The organism is Legionella bononiensis, from assembly GCF_016786215.1.
Classification (GTDB): domain Bacteria; phylum Pseudomonadota; class Gammaproteobacteria; order Legionellales; family Legionellaceae; genus Legionella; species Legionella bononiensis.
The window spans coordinates 62,279-80,975 of sequence record NZ_JADOBG010000021.1; the positions used below are offsets into that span (position 1 = coordinate 62,279).

The following is an 18,697-nucleotide window of genomic DNA, read 5'->3' on the forward strand; positions in this document are numbered from 1 at the left end:
ATGGGACAAAAAGTAAACCCGATAGGCATACGCCTTGGAATTATTAAAGATTGGAACTCTAAGTGGTTCGCTGGAAAACGCTATGCTGAGTTCTTAATTCAGGACATCAAGTTACGTACTGAACTTAAGAAAAAGCTGATGGCTGCGGCAGTGAGCAAGATTTTGATAGAGCGTCCTGCAAATAATGCTGTTGTTACAATACTAACTGCCAGACCAGGAATTATAATTGGTAAGAAAGGTGGTGGTATCGAAACATTGCGTAAAGAAATTTCTGCAAAACTTGGTGTACCAGTTCATTTGAATATTGAAGAAATCAAGAAACCAGAACTCGATTCAACTCTTGTTGCTGAAGGTATAGCTCAACAGTTGGAACAACGCGTTATGTTTCGAAGAGCAATGAAGAGAGCAGTTACATCAGCTCTTAAAGCTGGTGCTAAAGGTATTAAAATCTGCGTTAGCGGACGACTTGGTGGTGCTGAAATAGCTCGTTCTGAGTGGTATAGAGAAGGTCGTGTACCATTACATACATTTAGAGCTGACATCGATTACGGTACAGCAGAATCTAAAACCACCTACGGAATTATTGGTGTTAAAGTCTGGATCTTCAAAGGCGAAATATTGCCTCAAAAGAAAAGATTATCTGACAGCGCCCAGTGAGTGAGGAATAAGTATCATGTTGCAACCAAAGCGTACTAAATACCGCAAACAGATGAAAGGCCGTAATAGAGGTTTAGCTTTACGCGGTAGTAAAATTAGTTTCGGTGAGTTTGGTCTGAAGGCATTAGAGCGTGGACGTTTAACAGCTCGTCAAATTGAAGCTGCTCGTCGAGCGATGACTCGTCATATCAAACGTGGTGGTAAAATTTGGATAAGAGTATTTCCAGATAAGCCCATTACACAAAAACCTTTAGAAGTCAGACAAGGTAAAGGTAAAGGTAGTGTTGAATATTGGGTTGCTCAAATACAACCTGGTAAGGTTTTATTTGAAATGGAAGGTGTTTCAAGAGAGCTTGCAATGGAAGCTTTCGACCTTGCCAAAGCAAAACTTCCTTTCAAAGTAATATTTGAAGAACGGACGGTAATGTAATGAAAAAAATCGATGAATTGCGCAATTTGACTCTAGAAGAATTGCAAACTGAATTGCTTTCATTACGTAAAGAACAATTTAATTTACGAATGAAAAAAGCAAGTGGCTCACTAGATAAAACACATCTCATCACTCTGGTGCGTAAGTCAGTGGCAAAAGTTAAAACAATGTTGACTGAAAAGGCAGGTAAGTGAAATGTCTACTAATAGTGAATCGAACGCCAGAACAATGGTTGGAAAAGTAGTTAGTGACAAAATGGATAAAACAATCGTAGTAATGATTGAACGTACTGTGAAGCATCCTAAGTATGGTAAAATCATGAAACGCAGAACTAAATTACATGCGCACGATGAAAATCAAGTATGTCAAATAGGTAATACTGTGAAGATCCGTGAGTCAAGACCGCTCTCTAAAACGAAAAGCTGGGTATTAGTCGAAGTAATTTCTTAATCAACTCGGTTGATATACTTTTAAAACCCTAAAAGGCCTGATATAATCAGCAACCTTTTTCTGGTCGAAATTAGAGCTGGAGAATATAATGATCCAAATGCAGACAGTGCTCGAAGTTGCTGATAATAGCGGAGCACGAAAGGTAATGTGTATTAAAGTACTTGGCGGATCACACAGACGGTATGCCCGTGTAGGTGATGTTATCAAAGTAAGTATTAAAGATGCGATACCAAGAAGTAAAGTTAAAAAGGGTGCTGTAATGAAGGCTGTTGTTGTACGTACCGCTCAAGGCGTACGTCGAGATGACGGCTCTTTAATTCGATTTGATGGAAATGCAGCTGTACTTTTGAATAACCAAAACGAGCCCATTGGAACTCGTATATTTGGCCCTGTTACTCGCGAGCTACGAGAGAAATTTATGAAAATAATTTCTCTGGCTGCTGAAGTTTTGTGAGAAGGATTAAAGTATGAAACGTATTAGATCAGGCGATGAGGTAATAGTAATCGCCGGTAAAAGTAAAGGTCATGTGGGTAAAGTCCTACGAGTAATTGGTGACTCAGTTGTTGTTGAGGGTGGGAATTTAATTAAAAAACATGTTAAACCCAATCCTCAGAAACCAGAGAATAAAGGTGGAATTATTACACGTGAGGCTCCACTACACGTTTCAAACGTTGCTCTATACAACCCTGTTACTAAAAAAGCAGATAAAGTAGGCTTTAAGTATCTTGAGAATAGCGGCGTTAGTAAAAAAGTTAGATACTTCAAATCTAACGATGAAATAATTGACCGTGTTTAATTAGGTGATTGAAATGGCGAGACTTAAAGAGTTTTACAAGAAAGACGTCGTCACAATGATGATGAAACGGTTCAACTATTCAAGTGTTATGGAAGTTCCACGAATACTAAAAATCACTCTGAATATGGGAGTAGGTGAAGCTGTTGGTGATAAGAAAGTTATGAATCATGCTGTAGAAGATATGACTCTGATTTCTGGTCAAAAACCAGTGGTTACAAAAGCAAAAAAATCACTTGCTGGATTCAAAATCAGGGAAGGTTGGCCAATTGGATGTAAAGTAACTCTTAGACGCGAACGCATGTATGAGTTTCTTGACAGACTAATTTCTGTTACTTTACCACGTGTGAGAGATTTTCGCGGACTAAATCCAAAATCTTTTGATGGAACGGGTAACTACAGTATGGGAATACACGAGCAAATCGTATTTCCAGAAATTGATTATGATAAAACAGATGGTATAAGAGGTTTAGACATTTGTATTACTACAAGTGCTAAAACAAACGAAGAAGCTAAAGCTTTATTAGAAGCATTTAATCTTCCATTGAAAGATAGAGATAGAAAATAAAAGGGTGAAATTGTGGCTAAAAAATCAATGCTTGTGCGAGAGTTAAAGCGTGGAAAACTGGTAGCAAAATACAGACAACGCAGAAACGAATTAAAACAATTGATTAAATCATCTGATGATTTCCAAGTAATAATGGAGTGTCAGGCAAAACTAGCAAAATTACCAGTTAATTCAAATCCTGTTCGTCATAGTACTCGATGCCAATGTTGTGGAAGGCCACACGCAGTCTATCGTAAATTCAGTCTGTGTAGAATTTGCCTCAGACAACAGCTTATGGTTGGCAATGTACCCGGCGGAAGAAAATCGAGCTGGTAAATTATTTTGATTGGAGAACGATTGTGAGTATGCATGATCCAGTTGCTGATATGCTGACTAGAATAAGAAATGGTCAACAAGCTAAACATCAGCAGATAACATTAGTTTCTTCTAAGTTAAAAGAAGAAATTGCTCGTGTTTTAAAAGAGGAAGGATATATTGAGAACTTCTTCGTTGAAACATTGGACAATAATCTTAAGTCCATAACTGTAAAACTGAAGTATTATCATGGTAGACCAGTTATTGAGTTGATTAAAAGAATTAGCCGACCTGGACTAAGAGTTTATAAATCTTACAAAGATTTATCATCAATCCCTGGATTTGGTGTGGCTATATTATCTACATCTAAAGGTATAATGACTCATATATCTGCTAAATCAAAAGGTGTTGGTGGCGAAGTCATTTGTGAAGTGGCTTAATTCTTGCGAGGAATGATATGTCTAGAGTAGCAAAAGCCCCTGTTGTTCATCCTGCAAATGTTGAAGTTACATTTGTTGATGGAACAATCACTGTAAAAGGGCCTAAAGGAACACTAACCCAAAAAATTAACAGGTTAGTTAGTATTACTAAAAGCAAAGAGTCTAACCAATTAGAGTTTGCTCCAGCAGCAAATGATCCAAAGGCATGGGCTCAAGCTGGAACAGCTAGAGCATTGGTAAGCAATATGGTTCACGGTGTTACTGATGGTTTTACAGTAACTCTTGAATTGGTTGGTGTCGGTTATAGAGCACAGGCCAAAGATAAATCCATTACCTTATCTCTAGGATTTTCTCATCCTATTGAATACGATTTGCCAAAAGGTGTGAGTGTTGAGACGCCAAACAATACAACTATCGTGCTGAAAGGTGTTGATAAACAAATTTTGGGACAAGTAGCTTCTGAAATCAGAGCGTTCAGACCACCTGAGCCTTATAAAGGTAAAGGAGTACGGTACGCAGGTGAAGTAATTGCTCGAAAAGAAGCTAAAAAGAAATAAGGTATAAGTTATGAATAAGCAAAACTCGCGTGATAGACGTGGATTAAAAGCAAAAGCTTTAATCCGTAAATCGGGTAGAGCAAGATTAGTTGTTTATAGAAGCGGAACGCATATCTATTCTCAAATAGTTCAAGCTGATCAACTCGGTGATAAAGTATTGGTAGTATGTTCTACTAATGATAAAGAATTACGAGCCAGTTTATCTGGAAAATGCAAAGTAGAACAAGCTACTTTAGTTGGCAAGTTACTTGGTAAACGAGCCAAAGAACAAGGCATTAGCCAAGTTGCATTTGATCGTGCTGGTTACAAATATCATGGCCGAGTGAAAGCACTTGCAGAAGGTGCTCGCGAAGCTGGATTAGATTTTTAAGGAACGATTATGGCATTCGAAGAATCACCCAAGTCAGATGGATACCAAGAAAAATTGGTATCAGTAACACGTACCGCAAAAGTTGTTAAGGGTGGACGTGTTTTTGGCTTTGCTGTTTTGGTCGTTGTTGGTGACGGAAAGGGTAAAGTTGGTTTTGGTAGAGGTAAGGCACGAGAAGTTCCAATAGCGATTCAGAAAGCTATGGATCAAGCTAAGAAAAATATGGTTTATATTCCTCTTTCTGGAACTACAATATTCCATGAAATTACCTGGAACTATGGCGCATCTAAAGTATTTATGAAGCCAGCTAGTGAAGGTACCGGAATTATTGCCGGTGGCGCAATGAGAGCAGTACTTGAAGTATTAGGAGTTCAAAATATTCTTGCAAAAAGTATTGGTTCTACTAATCCAAGTAATATTGTCCGTGCGACTATTGGTGCTTTAACAAGCATTGGTACACCAGATTACGTTGCTGCCAAACGTGGTAAAACAGTTAATGAAGTAATGGCGGGCTAATTATGGAAAAGAAAATTAAAATAACTTTGGTTAAAAGTACCATAGGTAGAAAACCGAAGCATATTCATATTGCAAAGCAGTTAGGTTTAGGTAAAACAAATTCAAGTGTATGTCATAATGACACACCAGCAATACGTGGACTTGTAAATGCAATTAATTACCTGCTGCTAGTCGAGGAGAGTGTATAATGAATCTAAATTCACTATCACCAGATCCTGGTTCAAGACCTCCAAAGAAACGTTTAGGCAGAGGTATTGGTTCTGGTCTAGGTAAAACTAGTGGTAAAGGACACAAGGGTCAAAAGGCGAGAGCTGGCGGATTCCATAAAATTAATTTTGAAGGCGGTCAAATGCCAATTCAAAGACGTCTTCCTAAAATGGGATTTAAATCTCGTATAGGTCGTACTGTCGATGAAGTGTGCCTGAGCGAACTTGCCAAATTAACTGCTGAAGTTATTGATCTAAAAGTTTTGCGTGAAGCAGGATTAATTAATAGTTCAATAAAAGATGTTAAAGTTATTCTTTCAGGTGAGTTAACTACAGCCATCAAGCTTAAGGGTTTAAGAGTCACTAAAGGTGCTCGCCAAGCTATCGAAGGCCTGGGTGGCAGTATAGAAGAGTGACTATGAAAAACCAAAAACATAATGGTAGCCAATCACGTGGTGGATTGGCCGAACTAAAATCAAGATTGATATTTGTTATTCTCGGAATTCTAGTTTATCGGTTGGGTGCACACATTCCAGTTCCTGGATTGGATCCTACCAAGTTAGCTAATTTCTTTAATGAACAACAAAATACAATATTTGGCTTATTTAATATGTTTTCTGGTGGCGCATTATCTCGTGTAACGGTATTTGCTATTGGAATAATGCCTTATATTTCTGCCTCTATTATCATTCAGCTCTTTTCTGTTGTTTCTCCTAAGTTAGAACAATTGAAAAAGGAAGGTGAGTCAGGACGTAGGAAAATAAATCAGTACACAAGATACTTAACTCTGTTGTTATCAATTTTCCAATCATTAGGTATGGCTCGATGGCTGGCGGGACAACAGATAGCACTGCAACCGGATTTTTCCTTTTACTTTACGGCAGTCGTTACATTAGTTACAGGAACAATGTTCTTAATGTGGCTCGGAGAACAGATTACTGAAAAAGGTGTAGGGAATGGTATCTCTCTAATCATTTTTTCAGGTATCGTTTCCAGTATGCCAACTGCTATTGCCTCGGTTCTTCAACAAGTTAAAGAAGGACAGATGCAGGCATTAACATTGGTAATAGTTGCTGTGGTTGTGGTTGTAGTTACTGGATTTGTAGTGTTCATGGAACGAGCGCAAAGGCGAATACGGGTAAATTACGCGCAAAGAACGCAAGGTAGAAAGGTATATGCTGCTCAAACCAGTCATTTACCTCTTAAAATCAATATGTCTGGAGTGATACCACCTATTTTTGCATCCAGTATTATATTGCTACCAGCAACTTTAGCTCAATTTTTTTCTCATAGTAAAGGTATGGGGTGGTTGTCTGATGTAGGTATGGCTCTGTCACCAGGTCAACCTTTATATTTGATTGTATATGCCCTTGCGATTCTGTTTTTTGCTTTCTTCTATGCGGCGTTAGTATTTAATCCGAAAGATACGGCAGAGAACTTAAAAAAATCTGGAGCTTATATACCAGGAATCAGACCAGGAGAACAAACAACTAAATACATTGATTCAGTTATGACTCGATTAACTCTGGTTGGAGCTTTATATCTGGTACTGGTTTGTTTATTGCCTCAGATCTTAATGTATACATGGCATGTCCCTTTTTATTTTGGTGGTACGTCATTGCTAATTATAGTTGTAGTTATTATGGATTTTGTAGCTCAGATACAAGCTCATTTAATGACCCAACAATATGATTCTTTAATGAAAAAGGCTAATTTTAAAGGTACGAAACTACCTGGTCTATTATGATTTTTATCGGAGTTCGGAATGAAAGTAAGAGCATCAGTAAAGCGAATTTGTCGCAATTGCAAAATAATTAAAAGAAGTGGCACTATACGAGTAATTTGTAAGGATGCCAGACATAAACAAAAGCAAGGTTAATATCTGCTTGATTTAATTTTATAAAAATAGTATTCTTCTGTCCCTTTCGACAGAACAAAATAACGTTCGGAGAAGCTAATGGCTCGTATTGCAGGAGTGAACATACCTGATCACAAACATGTGGTAATTGCTTTAACAGCTATATATGGTATTGGTAAAACCACATCTTTAAAATTATGTAAGGCAGTTGATGTTGATCCTTCAGCTAAAGTTTCGCAATTATCAGATGCTCAGTTAGAGTCATTAAGAATTGAAATTGCAAAAATTACTGTAGAAGGTGATTTGCGTCGTGTTGTTACAATGAACATTAAACGACTGATGGACCTTGGCTGTTATAGAGGCTTAAGGCATAGAAGAGGATTACCCTTACGCGGACAACGTACGAAAACTAATGCTCGTACTAGAAAAGGCCGTAGAAAAGGCACTAGTAATTGATTTTTCATGTAGGAAAATAAGATGGCAATAACTAAGTCAAAACAGCAAAAAGTACGAAAAAAAGCAAAACGTGTTGTATCAGATGGTATAGTTCATGTTCATGCATCTTTCAATAATACAATTGTTACCTTTACTGATAGACAAGGTAATGCATTATGTTGGGCAACATCTGGTGGATCCGGTTTTAGGGGTTCTAGAAAAAGTACGCCTTATGCTGCACAGGTTGCAACAGAACGTGCCGCAGTTGTTGCTAAAGAATATGGTATGAAATCTGTAGCAGTATTTGTTCATGGTCCTGGTCCTGGTAGAGAGTCCACTATTCGTGAATTAATATCCCAGGATTTTAAAATCGTTGAAATTACCGATGTTACTGGCATACCCCATAATGGTTGTAAGCCACCTAAAAAACGTCGTGTATAAGACTCAGGAGTAATTAATGGCTAGATATCTTGGTCCAAAATGTAAATTATCGCGACGTGAAGGTTGTGATTTATTACTAAAAAGTGGCGTACGTGATCATAAATCCAAGTGTAAATCTGAAAAGTTACCTGGACAACATGGTGATAAAAAACCACGTTTGAATGGCTACGGAATTCAGCTTAGAGAAAAACAAAAAATCAGACGATTGTATGGTGTTCTTGAAAAGCAATTCCGCAACTATTATAAAATGGCTGCTCGTCAAAAAGGTTCTACAGGTGAGAATCTGATGTCTCTTTTAGAAAGACGTCTTGATAATGTTGTATATCGTATGGGTTTTGCTAGTACGCGTGCAGAAGCTAGACAACTAGTAACTCATAAGGCAATACTTGTTAATGATAAAATAGTTAACGTACCTTCATTTTTAGTAAATCCTGGCGATGTTATAACAGTTCGTCAAAGAGCTAAAAGTCAGGGTCGGGTTCAGGCTGCTTTGGCTTTATCTGAACAACGAGCTCCTTGTGATTGGATTACTGTAGATTCTACTGCGTTTAAAGGTACTTTCTCTACAGCACCAACGTTAACTGACTTATCTTCAGACTACAACGTAAATCTTGTTGTAGAACTTTACTCTAAGTAAGCTCGGAGAAATAGCTGAATGTATACTGAAATCAATGAAATGCTAACGCCTAAAGTGCTTAAGGTACAGGCTGAGTCACCTTATAAAGCTAGAATTGTTCTAGAGCCTTTGGAGAGAGGTTTTGGTCACACCCTCGGCAATGCGTTGAGACGTATATTATTGTCATCTATGCCTGGAAGTGCCATTACTGAAGCCTCAATTGACGGTGTTCTCCATGAATACAGTACAATTGAGGGTGTTCAAGAAGATGTTGTTGATTTGTTGCTTAACCTGAAACTGGTAGCTATCAAATTAACAGTGGGTGAGGAAGTTTATCTTACACTAAATAAACAAGGTCCTTGTCAGGTTACTGCTGGTGATATTCAACTAACACACGGCCAGGAAATTGTTAATCCTGAGCTGGTGCTTGCCAATTTGAATGAAAAGGGCAAATTGAATATGACCCTGAAGGTAGAACGTGGCATTGGTTTTCATAATACTGATTCCTTTGTTAGTCACCTCGATGATGAGATTGAAAAGAAATCAGTTGGTAAGTTAAAAATTGATAATAGTTTCTCTCCTGTAAAGAAAGTTGCCTATTTTGTTGATAGTGCACGTGTCGAAAATCGTACTGATCTTGACAAGTTAACAATAGAATTAGAAACAAATGGTACAATTGACGCGGAAGAAGCAATCCGTATATCAGCAAGCATTCTTCAAAGACAACTTCATTCCTTTGTCGACATGAAGTTTGAAGAGTCACGAACTGATAATAAAGAACGCAATGATTTCGACCCTGTATTATTACGTTCTGTTGATGATTTAGAGTTAACTGTTCGTTCTGCAAATTGTTTAAAAGCAGAAAACATTCATTACATTGGCGATTTAGTTCAAAGAACTGAAAATGAGTTGTTAAAAACACCAAATCTTGGTAAGAAATCACTAACCGAAATTAAGGATGTTTTAGCTTCTCGTTCTTTATCGCTGGGAATGAAACTTGAGAATTGGCCGCCAGCAAGTCTTGGCGAGTAATATTTAGGAGTCTTTGTTATGCGTCACCGTAATTCGGGCCGTAGTTTTAGCCGTACAAGTAGCCATCGTAAAGCCATGTTTTCAAACATGTGCTGTTCTTTAATTGAGCATGAGTTGATTAAAACAACTTTACCAAAAGCAAAAGATTTACGTCGTTACATTGAACCTTTAATTACTGTTAGTAAGGCTGATTCAGTAGCATCTCGTCGTCATGCTTTTGATATTTTACGTTCTAAAGTTGCAGTGGGTAAACTGTTTAACGATTTAGGACCACGTTTTGTCGAAAGACCAGGTGGTTATGTACGTATAATCAAATGTGGTTTCAGAGAAGGTGATAATGCCCCAATGGCTATTGTAGAGTTATTAGATAGACCAGTGGCAAATGCTGAAGCAGATGAATAATTTTTAATATAGCTTCAGGAACCCGCTTTAAGCGGGTTTTTTTTTGCATCCTGTAACCCTCTAAAGAGGCATATTTTCTATTGTGGTATAACCGCGTTGACAGGTATTGATCAGGTGAATGTACCTAAATGCTTTAATAAAATAGTACCTTTATACCTCTAAATTTTCCTATTAAATTTATTCAATTCTCGAAGGATGTATCGCGTGTAATTCCGATTGCTCACATCAAAATGGGTGAGGATATGTTCTTCACGTATCACTTTGTCCGTTTGATAAGGAACAAACCAATATTGTTCCTCTATGGAGGCGGATTGTAGATTTCTGTGTTCTAAATATTGCTCTTACTTTTCATACTATTCATAGTAAATTACACACAGGTCATCCCAGATGGGGGAATTTTCTTGGATATCATTGATTCCTGATCAGTTGAATGAACTTACTTCAATACACTTGCGATTTGCACATTGAATTATAAATCCATTAAATGCATCATATATACAGAATATGATTCACACCGGACACTTATTAATAGCCTCGATAAAGAATTATGTTCTCTAGTGAATTCAAAACCTGAAGTTAATCCGCCATTAACAAATGAGTACAGTATTACTTTAGGTATAATTGATAATGTTGGGCAAATAACTCAAATATTGTTCTCATGCTGTAATGCGACGTGTTATTAATTTGAGTTTCGTATTAAATCAGTATTTTGAACGTCGTTTCAGGATGAGATGAATACTCTGAATAAATTTGACAAATTTCCCTTAGCTTCTCCAGATAGTGCGGTGAAGCTAAGGAAATTACGTAGGATTATTACTTAAGATTTGTTGTGGGAATTTCGTGTTGTTTTTCAGAAACTTCCTTCACAAAATGCTCACCATGGCTTGGTTTAAAGAATTGAGGTGCTTGCCCCGTAACCATGCGATAGAATCCAACACCGCTAACTAGTAGAGCAATAATTCGAGTACAATCTCTTATAAATCTTTGCCATAGTGGATCGCGATGTTCTTTAATTTTTTCCTTATTTTCTACTAATTTACTATTGAATGCCGCTAATTGCTGAGAGGGTAACTTTTCATTATCTTCCAGGCAGACAATAAGGGCTTGTACCGCAGCTTTTTTTGCATTCAACAATTCATTTTTATCTTTAGATTTATTCAAATGACTCATATAATCTTTCGAAACTTTCAGCAATGAGTCAATCGTAACCATTGCAGCTCTTTCTTCAGGACTTTGAAGTGCTTTTACATAATTTTTTAATTGTAAATTTTCTTCTTGAAGTACTGCAGTTTGGTTTATTTCATTTTGATGGGCTAATTCGTCTTCTAGTCCTTTAATCCTTAAACCCGCCACACTCAGTTTATTCCTTTCTTCTTTTAGTTCTGCGGTAATGGATGCAATATCTTGTTTTGCAGCCTCCAGAGATGATTGTTCTTTTTCTATTGATGCTTGGAGTAGCTCCAAATTTTCCCTCTGACTTTCGATTGTCTCTTTCAGATGGAGTATATCTCGTTCGGATTGATTTAATGGCCCCATAAGAAGTGAATTCTGACGTTGAGTTTTTTCAAGTTCTTCTTTTACTCGTAATAATTCACTGTTCAATTGTTCCACTGAGCTATTGGCTGTTTGCAGTTTTTCAATTTCAGTCTTAAGTTGGTCTTGTAGAACAGAGATCTGTTGTTTAAGGTCAGTAATCTGAAGTTGAAACTCTTCATTTGATTGAACAGCGCTTTGCAACGTTTGATTGGTTTTTGCTTCTCGCTCTCCAATTTCAACAAGCAGCTGTTCTTTTTCACGGAGTTGTAGAATTAATGATTGATTTAACTCTGCTTGTTTTTGAATATTAAGTATTTCTAGACCAAGCTGTTCGGATATTGATTGAAGTTCGCTCTTTAAATCCTTTACTTCTAAAAGTAAAGAAGCTTGTTGGCGGGTAGCTTCATCAAGTTGTTTTGTTCTTTGATCTAGATCTTTCTTCGCTGCAAGAAAATTTGTTTCCAATTGGTCAACATTGGCGAACTTATGGATGAATAGATAAAATTCCTCGTTAAGTTCTTCAGGTTTAGTTTCCAACGCATCGGGCATTTTATTTAAGATTTTGCTGGCATTAGTAAGCAGTATTAACTGTTGTTGTTTAATAATATGAAATAGATGTTCTTTAAATTTCTCAAAGGGAATCTCTCTCGCATTTGCTCCTATAATGGGTAAAACGCTTGACCAACGTTCCACGAGCATATTTTTATCGCACCAAGTCTCTAATCCATTGATTTGTTCTATAAGTAAATCAAGGTCTGCAAGCAGTTTTTGGGTGCCCATGAGCCATGAGATGGGGGTTTCTTCAGTATCTTCAGGACTGTTTGGATCGGTTTGATTTTTTAGTACAGCTTCTGCATCGCGAGATAGCTTATATGCCATTGAAAACAGAGATTGTTGATGTTGAAGCATGGTTAACGTTAAATCTCTGCTTATTGCCCCAATAAAGTTTGAAGCCAATTTAGCAATTCTCGGATCTATTCCGGTCGTACCAGTGGCTGCTTCTTGAAGAGTATCAAAAGTGTTGGCAACACATGATCTGCATTCTAATCGTTCTTGATCTGATAAATGATTTCTCAAATAGGTCTGAGTGACTGTATTGACTAAATAGGATAAAGATTCTTGTACCAGAGGATAATTGCTTTCTTCCATCAGAAGCCGTGAGATCATATGGGTTTGATCTGACACGGATTGTGTTAAATCTACTGGTTTAAATGCATATTCAATATTGTCTTTAATCCATTTAACCTGTTGTACCAAATTCAACTCGAAAAAGTTGGACATTTTTAATTTGTTTGTCATCCATAATTTAACGTGTTGAAGATTTAGAAAGGTTTTTCCATCACCGTGTGCATCAAGATCCGTAATAGGTGTATTTCCTCGTTGACGGAAGTGGACCTGACGTTGCGCCATATAGCGACCCAATCCCGTATAGTTTCGGGTTGCAAGCCATTCAAACGCAGGGTAGTTTTCCTGAATTTTCTGGTAGTTATCGAGGAGTTGCATATTGCGATCTGTTGAATTTGCTGGAAGATATGCATTAGTCACAGCATCTAGTTCTGGATGTCCTAAATCAATTGCATTATCCAATTGAACACCGTTAGGGAACATAAAATCGAGCCATCGTCTTAGTACAAGATCCTGAACACCAGAAAGATCCCTATTTTTTAATGTATCAGGAACTGGGTAACCATTATGATCGAATTGGTTACCGTCCCCAGTTCCATGACAACCTGGGATGATTTCATAGGGCATACCCAATGGAATAATTGGTTTAAAACAATTGGAAGTTTCATGTTTTTGCACAAATTCGTGCTTTTGCACTACGAAATCAGGGAGGGTGTAGAAACTTTCTTCTTGCCATCCAATTCGAACTATTTTGCCAAAATTACCACCAGGCACGGGATCCAGAACAAAGAGTTTAACTTGCAAGGCTTTCAGTTTATTTAAGAGATTTAATTTAAGCTCTTGCTCATCATCCAGCTTTTCATTCGTGACTAATCCAGTTAGTGCTTTGCGTGTATAGCTGGGATCATTGATTAGAGCAAGGCCTGGGACACTTTTACTGTCACTTATAATGGCTGCAAAAGATCGGCGCTCCGATGGATTTTCAATTTTTAAGTCTCTTTCTAGAGCTTCACGGACTCGTGCTAGTTCATGAGTTAATACAATAGACTCTACTCCTCCGCGGCTAAATCCGGAAATATTTAATTGGGTTTTACCTGCGGCAACAGCTCCAAGAGCTAACATGAGAGCCTTTGCTAATCTATCTCCTACTTCATATCCAGGTGTATCCGCACCATTAATAACGTCAACTGAATCTGAATGATAGGAGTGGGCATAATTGGGGGACTTGGGGAGGTGCGAGTCAGGAAATTTTATTGTGGACTCTTGTTCACCAAGTAACCCGGTCATAAGCTGGGCAGTGTAAGAAAATGTTTCGCCACGTATGTATGATTTGTTTATACTTGGATCAGTTGGTCGGTCAACATAATTAACAGCAGTACCTAATAGGAATAAATGGTGTTCTAGTCCAGTCACATCACTTGGATTTCGTAATTTTGTAATAAGATCTTTGAAGTAGTAAGTCATTAAATTGTTCCTGAAATAAACAAATTCTGTCTGATAGTTTAATCCATTAAGCTTAAGAGAATATTATCAAATTAAAGCATAGTGTTTTTTTTATGAACTTGAATGGCGCAATCTTTGCTCATGTGTCTGCAATGTTGCGTAGGGAGTGCGGAAGTGTTTGAATTGATTTAGTTTTATTGCATTTGTATCCTGATGAGCGTTTGGTGAGGAAATACTATTTTAAATGAAAAATGCATTCTAACCCGCAGCGCCCTCGTTACGGGTTAGGAGTCAAATTAGAAAGGAATATCATCATCTAGTTCATCAAAAGCATCTTGAGCTGCTTGAGCAGGTTGTTGTCTATTGGCACTTGGGTATTGGGTTGGGGCAGATTGTTGTTGTGCTTGAGCTTGTGGCATGTCTTCATAAGACGAAGCACTGCTACCTTTACTGTCAAGCATTTGAATATCAGAAGCAATAATTTCTGTTGTGTATCGGTCCTGACCTTGCTGATCTTGCCACTTACGGGTACGCAAACTGCCTTCTACATAGAGTTTTGAACCTTTACGAACGTATTCACCAGCTATTTCACCTAAGCGATTAAAACAAACCACACGGTGCCATTCTGTTCTATCTTGTTTCTCACCCGTTGTTTTGTCTTTCCAGGATTCACTGGTAGCAACAGATAATGTAGTTACCGCATTTCCGTTTGGTAAATAACGAACCTCAGGATCAACCCCTACATTACCAACCAAGATGACTTTGTTTATTCCTCTTGCCATTTTTTAATCTCCTGTATGCGAAAGTTAGAGAGAAAGATTATACCTAAATTAAGAGGTATTGCGTAGCAACTGATTTAAATTAAACCGATCTGTTCTGAATCGATGAGAGTATTTGCTCAGCAGTACCCGGTTGATATTGATCTTTGTCTATACGAACATAAATCACTTGCTCTTCTTGTGAAATAACGGCTTCTTTAATTCCCTTTACTTGTAACAATTCATTGACTAGAGAATCATTAGTGTCAATTTGAGGTGAGTAATGCAGTATCAGGGTAGACACATATACATCAGGTTTCATATAAATGGCTACACTCAGCCAAATAATACCCAGAAGGGCATTAATTATAAATATACCCTGACTGCTATGCCATTGGTACAAAATACCAGCAAGGGAGCCGCCGACAAAAATTCCTAAAAATTGGCTTGTAGAATATATACCCATAGCAGTACCTTTGCTGTTGGGATTTGCCTGTTTCGATATGAGTGAGGGTAACGTTGCTTCCAGGATATTAAACGCGATGAAATAAACAAACATCAATAGGCAAAGGCTATACCAATCCTGGCAAGTCAGAGCCAGGAGAAATTGCGCGGCAGTTGAAAACAGAACTGACAATACAAACACTGTTTTCATTAATTTTTTCTTTTCAGCCATGACAATAAAAGGAATCATGAGTACGAATGAAAATAACATCAAGGGTAAATAAAAATGCCATTGTTGGGTTAAATGCCCTTGTTTGATATGGTGGCTCAGTAAAATAGGTATAGCAAAAAATGTTGAAGTTAAAATAAAATGTTGGCAGAAAATACCCACATTGAGTCTTTGCAAATGCCGGTTACTGATGACTGGTTTAAATAAAGAAAGATTCGCTTCACTGTCTGCGTGAAAACATTCTTTAGCCGGGTTGGGTATAACCACATGAAGGAGGATAATACCGAAAATTGCCAAAACCGCAGTGAGATAAAAGATGCCTGAAAGTCCAGAGTAGTGTGACAGAGCGGGGCTGATAACCATAGCCAGACTAAAGGAAATACCAATGGTCATGCCAATTACGGCCATTCCTTTTGTTCGTTGTTCATCTGGGGTCAAATCAGCTAAAAGGGCAATGAGTACACTACCTACTGCACCAGTTCCCTGCAGTGTTCGCGCGAGAATCATACCATATATAGACTCTGTCATGGCTCCAAGTAAACTGCCCAGAGTGAATAGTAATAAGCCGACAGTTATCATTGGCTTTCTGCCAATCTTGTCTGAAAGCATACCAAAAGGCATTTGCAGTAAGCCCTGAGTTAATCCATAACCACCTAATGCCAGGCCAATGAGCATTGGTGTTGCGCCCTGAAGTTTCTCAGCATAAACAGAAAATACCGGTATAAGCAGGAATAAACCTAACATTCGGAAAGAAAAAATGGCGGCAATTGGAAAAACTGTTTTTGACCAGGAATACTTCATTGATACGATTAATTAATATAGTGGTGTGCAGATGGTACAAAGTTAAGGCTTTAGAAACAAGGTATTTTACTATTCCAATACGTATTAGGCCATTGACAGATTTTAAGAATCCCGGTAGTTTGGTGCCTTTTTATACTAGAGGATAACTCTATGAGTTCAGTATTTGCAGGAAAAGTGGCGTTAATTACTGGTGGAGCAAGGGGCATAGGGAAGGCGACTGCCCTAAAATTGGCTCAGGCAGGAAGTGATATCGCTATCGTTTACTACAACAGCTCCGATGAGGCTCAAGCTCTGGTCCAGGAAATACAGCATTTAGGGCGCAAAGCCGTCGCGCTTCAGGCCAATGTTGCAGATCACCAATCGGTTAAAGAACTGTTTGGTCAATTCAAAGAACATTTTAATCATCTTGATTTTCTCATCAGCAATGCGGCCAGCGGGGTATTAAAGCCTGCATTAAAAATGTCGACCAAGCATTGGCGTTGGTGTATGGAAACCAATGCTCTAGCGTTAAATCATCTAGTGAGCGAAGGTCGTGAATTGATGCCTAAAAACAGCAGGGTTGTCGCTTTATCCAGTCTTGGCGCCTCCCGGGCAATACCCAATTATGCGTTTATTGGTGCATCCAAAGCTGCTCTTGAGGCGTTAGTCCGTTCATTAAGTTTGGAGCTGGCTGTTTTTGGCATTACGGTGAATACTGTTTCTGCTGGAGTTGTTGATACTGATGCATTAAAACATTTCCCTAACAGAGAACAGTTGCTTGACGAATATCAGTCTCATGCTCTTGCTGACAGGCCATTGACTCCTCAAGATGTGGCTAATGCGGTGTATCTTCTGTGTTTACCCGAAGCGTCTATGATCAATGCTCATACCTTGTTTGTAGATGCAGGGTACAGTCAGGTTGGATAGAGCATCATTATATATAGATGAATAATGAACTTTTTATGATATAATTTCTAGCTTTGTGAACTTGGTTAGCACTGGGGAAGAATTATGAATGTAGCTGGCGTTTACCCTAAAGTTAGGGAAATTATTGCTGATGTATTAGTTATTGATGCTGAGGAAGTCTCTTTAAATAGTCGATTAATTACAGACTTGGGTGCAGAGTCCATTGATTTCCTTGATTTGGTTTTTCAATTGGAAAAAGAATTTAAAATTAAAATTCCTCGTGGACAACTGGAAAAAAATGCGCGTGGTGCACTGGCTGAAGATGAGTTTGAGAAGGGCGGTACATTGACTCCTGCAGGACTGGAGGCATTAAAAAATTATTTAAGTGAAGTCCCTTCAGACCAATTTAAAGCAAATATGAAAGTTAATGAAATTCCCATGCTGTTTACAGTAGAAACATTTTGTAAATTGGTCGTTGCTGCGGTGGGTCAACAACAAAACGCGGAAACTGTTGCCTGATGCGTTTTTTATTCGTTGATAAAATTGTGCATATATCTCCCGGCGAATGGGTTGGGGGGATTAAACACATCACCAGAGACGATGCCTATGTAACCCTTGATGAGCAAGGAAAAACGTGTTTTATTCCTTCATTAATCGGTGAAACTCTTGGGCAGTTAGCTGCCTGGAATGTGATGCAACATAATGATTTTACTTTAAGGCCCGTTGCAGGTGTTGTTGCCAGTGCTCGCCTTCATCGCCCTGCATATGTGGGCGAAACTCTGCTGCTCGAGTCTCATATAGATTCTCTGGATGACAGGGCAGTTCAATATCATAGTGTTGCGCGAGTAGGCGAAGAGCTGGTCTTTAGTATTGAAGGCGCTTTAGGTCCTTTACTGCCGATGGCTGATTTTATTGATGCAGAACTGATTAGACAGCAATTTACTGAAATATTTCATCCGTCAGACTGGGCCGAAGTGTGCCGCAAGAATTCTGCAGTAGACGTTGACGAACCGATTACTCTTGGGCCGACCATAGCGCCTATGGTATTTGATCGGATCATGTCAAGTGAAGCGGGTGTCAGTATTGTGGCAGAAAAAAAAATTTCTTTAGCTGCTCCATATTTCCCCGATCATTTTCCTAAGAAACCTGTCTTACCTATGACGGTCTTGTTGGAATGTAAATTAAATCTGGCGCGTGAATTTATTGTGCGAGCAGGACTTCCAATACAATATCAAGTCAGTGAGTTGCGTAAAATTAAAATGAGTGATTTTGTTCAGCCAGGTGATGTTGTGGTGTGTCATGTGAAAATAAAACAACAAACTGACGAAGAAATTATTCTGACTTATCGCAGTGAAGTAGATGGTAAGCGGGTATGTGTTGTGGATGTAGTGCTTATACCTAAAGGTTGAT

The 18,697-nt window shown here is 38.3% G+C and carries 27 protein-coding genes; 24 read left to right on the forward strand and 3 right to left on the reverse strand.

Going from position 1 to position 18,697, the window contains the following annotated elements:
- The 21 genes from rpsC (at nucleotide 1) to rplQ (ending at nucleotide 10,066) form a co-directional block, all read left to right on the forward strand.
- Nucleotides 1–657: a 30S ribosomal protein S3 gene (gene rpsC / locus IZU94_RS12805; RefSeq protein ID WP_058472282.1), complete on the forward strand. Its 657-nt coding sequence runs from the start codon at nucleotides 1–3 to the stop codon at nucleotides 655–657.
- A gap of 16 nt (nucleotides 658–673) precedes the next feature.
- Entirely contained in the window at nucleotides 674–1,087 is a 414-nt protein-coding gene (gene rplP, locus IZU94_RS12810) for a 50S ribosomal protein L16 (protein ID WP_028385538.1), read from the forward strand.
- Nucleotides 1,087–1,281: a 50S ribosomal protein L29 gene (gene rpmC / locus IZU94_RS12815; protein ID WP_203111125.1), complete on the forward strand. Its 195-nt coding sequence runs from the start codon at nucleotides 1,087–1,089 to the stop codon at nucleotides 1,279–1,281. Before rplP ends, rpmC begins: the two co-directional genes overlap by 1 nt.
- A gap of 1 nt (nucleotide 1,282) precedes the next feature.
- Nucleotides 1,283–1,537 (forward strand): 30S ribosomal protein S17, encoded by a 255-nt coding sequence (rpsQ, locus tag IZU94_RS12820; RefSeq protein ID WP_028385536.1) that lies wholly within the window; start codon nucleotides 1,283–1,285, stop codon nucleotides 1,535–1,537.
- An 88-nt stretch (nucleotides 1,538–1,625) separates the two neighbouring features.
- On the forward strand, nucleotides 1,626–1,991 hold the full coding sequence (gene rplN / locus IZU94_RS12825) for a 50S ribosomal protein L14 (protein ID WP_028385535.1): 366 nt from the start codon (nucleotides 1,626–1,628) through the stop codon (nucleotides 1,989–1,991).
- A gap of 13 nt (nucleotides 1,992–2,004) precedes the next feature.
- Nucleotides 2,005–2,334 (forward strand): 50S ribosomal protein L24, encoded by a 330-nt coding sequence (gene rplX, locus IZU94_RS12830; RefSeq protein WP_058472284.1) that lies wholly within the window; start codon nucleotides 2,005–2,007, stop codon nucleotides 2,332–2,334.
- A gap of 13 nt (nucleotides 2,335–2,347) precedes the next feature.
- The gene (gene rplE, locus IZU94_RS12835; protein ID WP_203111127.1) at nucleotides 2,348–2,899 is read left to right on the forward strand and encodes a 50S ribosomal protein L5; all 552 of its coding nucleotides are present in this window, start codon (nucleotides 2,348–2,350) and stop codon (nucleotides 2,897–2,899) included.
- Between the two features lie 12 nt (nucleotides 2,900–2,911).
- The gene (gene rpsN / locus IZU94_RS12840; protein WP_058472286.1) at nucleotides 2,912–3,214 is read left to right on the forward strand and encodes a 30S ribosomal protein S14; all 303 of its coding nucleotides are present in this window, start codon (nucleotides 2,912–2,914) and stop codon (nucleotides 3,212–3,214) included.
- 29 nt (nucleotides 3,215–3,243) lie between these two features.
- A complete protein-coding gene (gene rpsH, locus IZU94_RS12845) occupies nucleotides 3,244–3,633 on the forward strand; it encodes a 30S ribosomal protein S8 (RefSeq protein WP_199741688.1) in 390 nt (129 codons plus the stop codon).
- Between the two features lie 17 nt (nucleotides 3,634–3,650).
- Complete coding sequence (rplF, locus tag IZU94_RS12850) at nucleotides 3,651–4,190, forward strand: 50S ribosomal protein L6 (RefSeq protein ID WP_058472287.1); 540 nt, start codon at nucleotides 3,651–3,653, stop codon at nucleotides 4,188–4,190.
- A 10-nt stretch (nucleotides 4,191–4,200) separates the two neighbouring features.
- Entirely contained in the window at nucleotides 4,201–4,560 is a 360-nt protein-coding gene (gene rplR, locus IZU94_RS12855) for a 50S ribosomal protein L18 (RefSeq protein WP_203111129.1), read from the forward strand.
- 9 nt (nucleotides 4,561–4,569) lie between these two features.
- Nucleotides 4,570–5,076 (forward strand): 30S ribosomal protein S5, encoded by a 507-nt coding sequence (gene rpsE / locus IZU94_RS12860; protein WP_058472289.1) that lies wholly within the window; start codon nucleotides 4,570–4,572, stop codon nucleotides 5,074–5,076.
- A gap of 2 nt (nucleotides 5,077–5,078) precedes the next feature.
- Nucleotides 5,079–5,264, forward strand: coding sequence for a 50S ribosomal protein L30 (rpmD, locus tag IZU94_RS12865; RefSeq protein WP_028385527.1), 186 nt, complete (start codon nucleotides 5,079–5,081; stop codon nucleotides 5,262–5,264).
- On the forward strand, nucleotides 5,264–5,698 hold the full coding sequence (gene rplO, locus IZU94_RS12870; RefSeq protein WP_203111131.1) for a 50S ribosomal protein L15: 435 nt from the start codon (nucleotides 5,264–5,266) through the stop codon (nucleotides 5,696–5,698). Before rpmD ends, rplO begins: the two co-directional genes overlap by 1 nt.
- A 2-nt stretch (nucleotides 5,699–5,700) precedes the next feature.
- The gene (gene secY, locus IZU94_RS12875; RefSeq protein ID WP_203111133.1) at nucleotides 5,701–7,029 is read left to right on the forward strand and encodes a preprotein translocase subunit SecY; all 1,329 of its coding nucleotides are present in this window, start codon (nucleotides 5,701–5,703) and stop codon (nucleotides 7,027–7,029) included.
- An 18-nt stretch (nucleotides 7,030–7,047) separates the two neighbouring features.
- On the forward strand, nucleotides 7,048–7,161 hold the full coding sequence (gene rpmJ / locus IZU94_RS12880; RefSeq protein ID WP_010946099.1) for a 50S ribosomal protein L36: 114 nt from the start codon (nucleotides 7,048–7,050) through the stop codon (nucleotides 7,159–7,161).
- Between the two features lie 78 nt (nucleotides 7,162–7,239).
- Nucleotides 7,240–7,596: a 30S ribosomal protein S13 gene (rpsM, locus tag IZU94_RS12885; RefSeq protein ID WP_203111135.1), complete on the forward strand. Its 357-nt coding sequence runs from the start codon at nucleotides 7,240–7,242 to the stop codon at nucleotides 7,594–7,596.
- A gap of 21 nt (nucleotides 7,597–7,617) precedes the next feature.
- On the forward strand, nucleotides 7,618–8,016 hold the full coding sequence (gene rpsK, locus IZU94_RS12890; protein WP_028385523.1) for a 30S ribosomal protein S11: 399 nt from the start codon (nucleotides 7,618–7,620) through the stop codon (nucleotides 8,014–8,016).
- Nucleotides 8,017–8,032: 16 nt separating this feature from the next.
- Nucleotides 8,033–8,653, forward strand: coding sequence for a 30S ribosomal protein S4 (gene rpsD, locus IZU94_RS12895; RefSeq protein WP_058472292.1), 621 nt, complete (start codon nucleotides 8,033–8,035; stop codon nucleotides 8,651–8,653).
- 18 nt (nucleotides 8,654–8,671) lie between these two features.
- Complete coding sequence (locus IZU94_RS12900) at nucleotides 8,672–9,664, forward strand: DNA-directed RNA polymerase subunit alpha (protein ID WP_203111137.1); 993 nt, start codon at nucleotides 8,672–8,674, stop codon at nucleotides 9,662–9,664.
- An 18-nt stretch (nucleotides 9,665–9,682) separates the two neighbouring features.
- Nucleotides 9,683–10,066: a 50S ribosomal protein L17 gene (rplQ, locus tag IZU94_RS12905; RefSeq protein WP_203111139.1), complete on the forward strand. Its 384-nt coding sequence runs from the start codon at nucleotides 9,683–9,685 to the stop codon at nucleotides 10,064–10,066.
- 813 nt (nucleotides 10,067–10,879) lie between these two features.
- Here rplQ and IZU94_RS12910 read toward each other — a convergent pair.
- From IZU94_RS12910 to IZU94_RS12920, 3 genes are all read right to left on the reverse strand, one after another.
- Complete coding sequence (locus IZU94_RS12910; RefSeq protein ID WP_203111141.1) at nucleotides 10,880–14,191, reverse strand: coiled-coil domain-containing protein; 3,312 nt, start codon at nucleotides 14,189–14,191, stop codon at nucleotides 10,880–10,882.
- Nucleotides 14,192–14,466: 275 nt separating this feature from the next.
- On the reverse strand, nucleotides 14,467–14,952 hold the full coding sequence (ssb, locus tag IZU94_RS12915; protein ID WP_203111143.1) for a single-stranded DNA-binding protein: 486 nt from the start codon (nucleotides 14,950–14,952) through the stop codon (nucleotides 14,467–14,469).
- 79 nt (nucleotides 14,953–15,031) lie between these two features.
- Complete coding sequence (locus IZU94_RS12920) at nucleotides 15,032–16,402, reverse strand: MFS transporter (protein ID WP_203111145.1); 1,371 nt, start codon at nucleotides 16,400–16,402, stop codon at nucleotides 15,032–15,034.
- Between the two features lie 150 nt (nucleotides 16,403–16,552).
- Here IZU94_RS12920 and fabL point away from each other — a divergent pair, with 150 nt between their 5' ends.
- The 3 genes from fabL (at nucleotide 16,553) to IZU94_RS12935 (ending at nucleotide 18,696) form a co-directional block, all read left to right on the forward strand.
- The gene (fabL, locus tag IZU94_RS12925) at nucleotides 16,553–17,308 is read left to right on the forward strand and encodes an enoyl-[acyl-carrier-protein] reductase FabL (protein ID WP_203111146.1); all 756 of its coding nucleotides are present in this window, start codon (nucleotides 16,553–16,555) and stop codon (nucleotides 17,306–17,308) included.
- Between the two features lie 84 nt (nucleotides 17,309–17,392).
- The gene (locus IZU94_RS12930) at nucleotides 17,393–17,806 is read left to right on the forward strand and encodes an acyl carrier protein (RefSeq protein WP_058472299.1); all 414 of its coding nucleotides are present in this window, start codon (nucleotides 17,393–17,395) and stop codon (nucleotides 17,804–17,806) included.
- The gene (locus IZU94_RS12935) at nucleotides 17,806–18,696 is read left to right on the forward strand and encodes an ApeI family dehydratase (protein WP_203111148.1); all 891 of its coding nucleotides are present in this window, start codon (nucleotides 17,806–17,808) and stop codon (nucleotides 18,694–18,696) included. The genes IZU94_RS12930 and IZU94_RS12935 overlap by 1 nt, the downstream gene beginning before the upstream one ends.
- Nucleotide 18,697 lies beyond the last annotated feature (1 nt).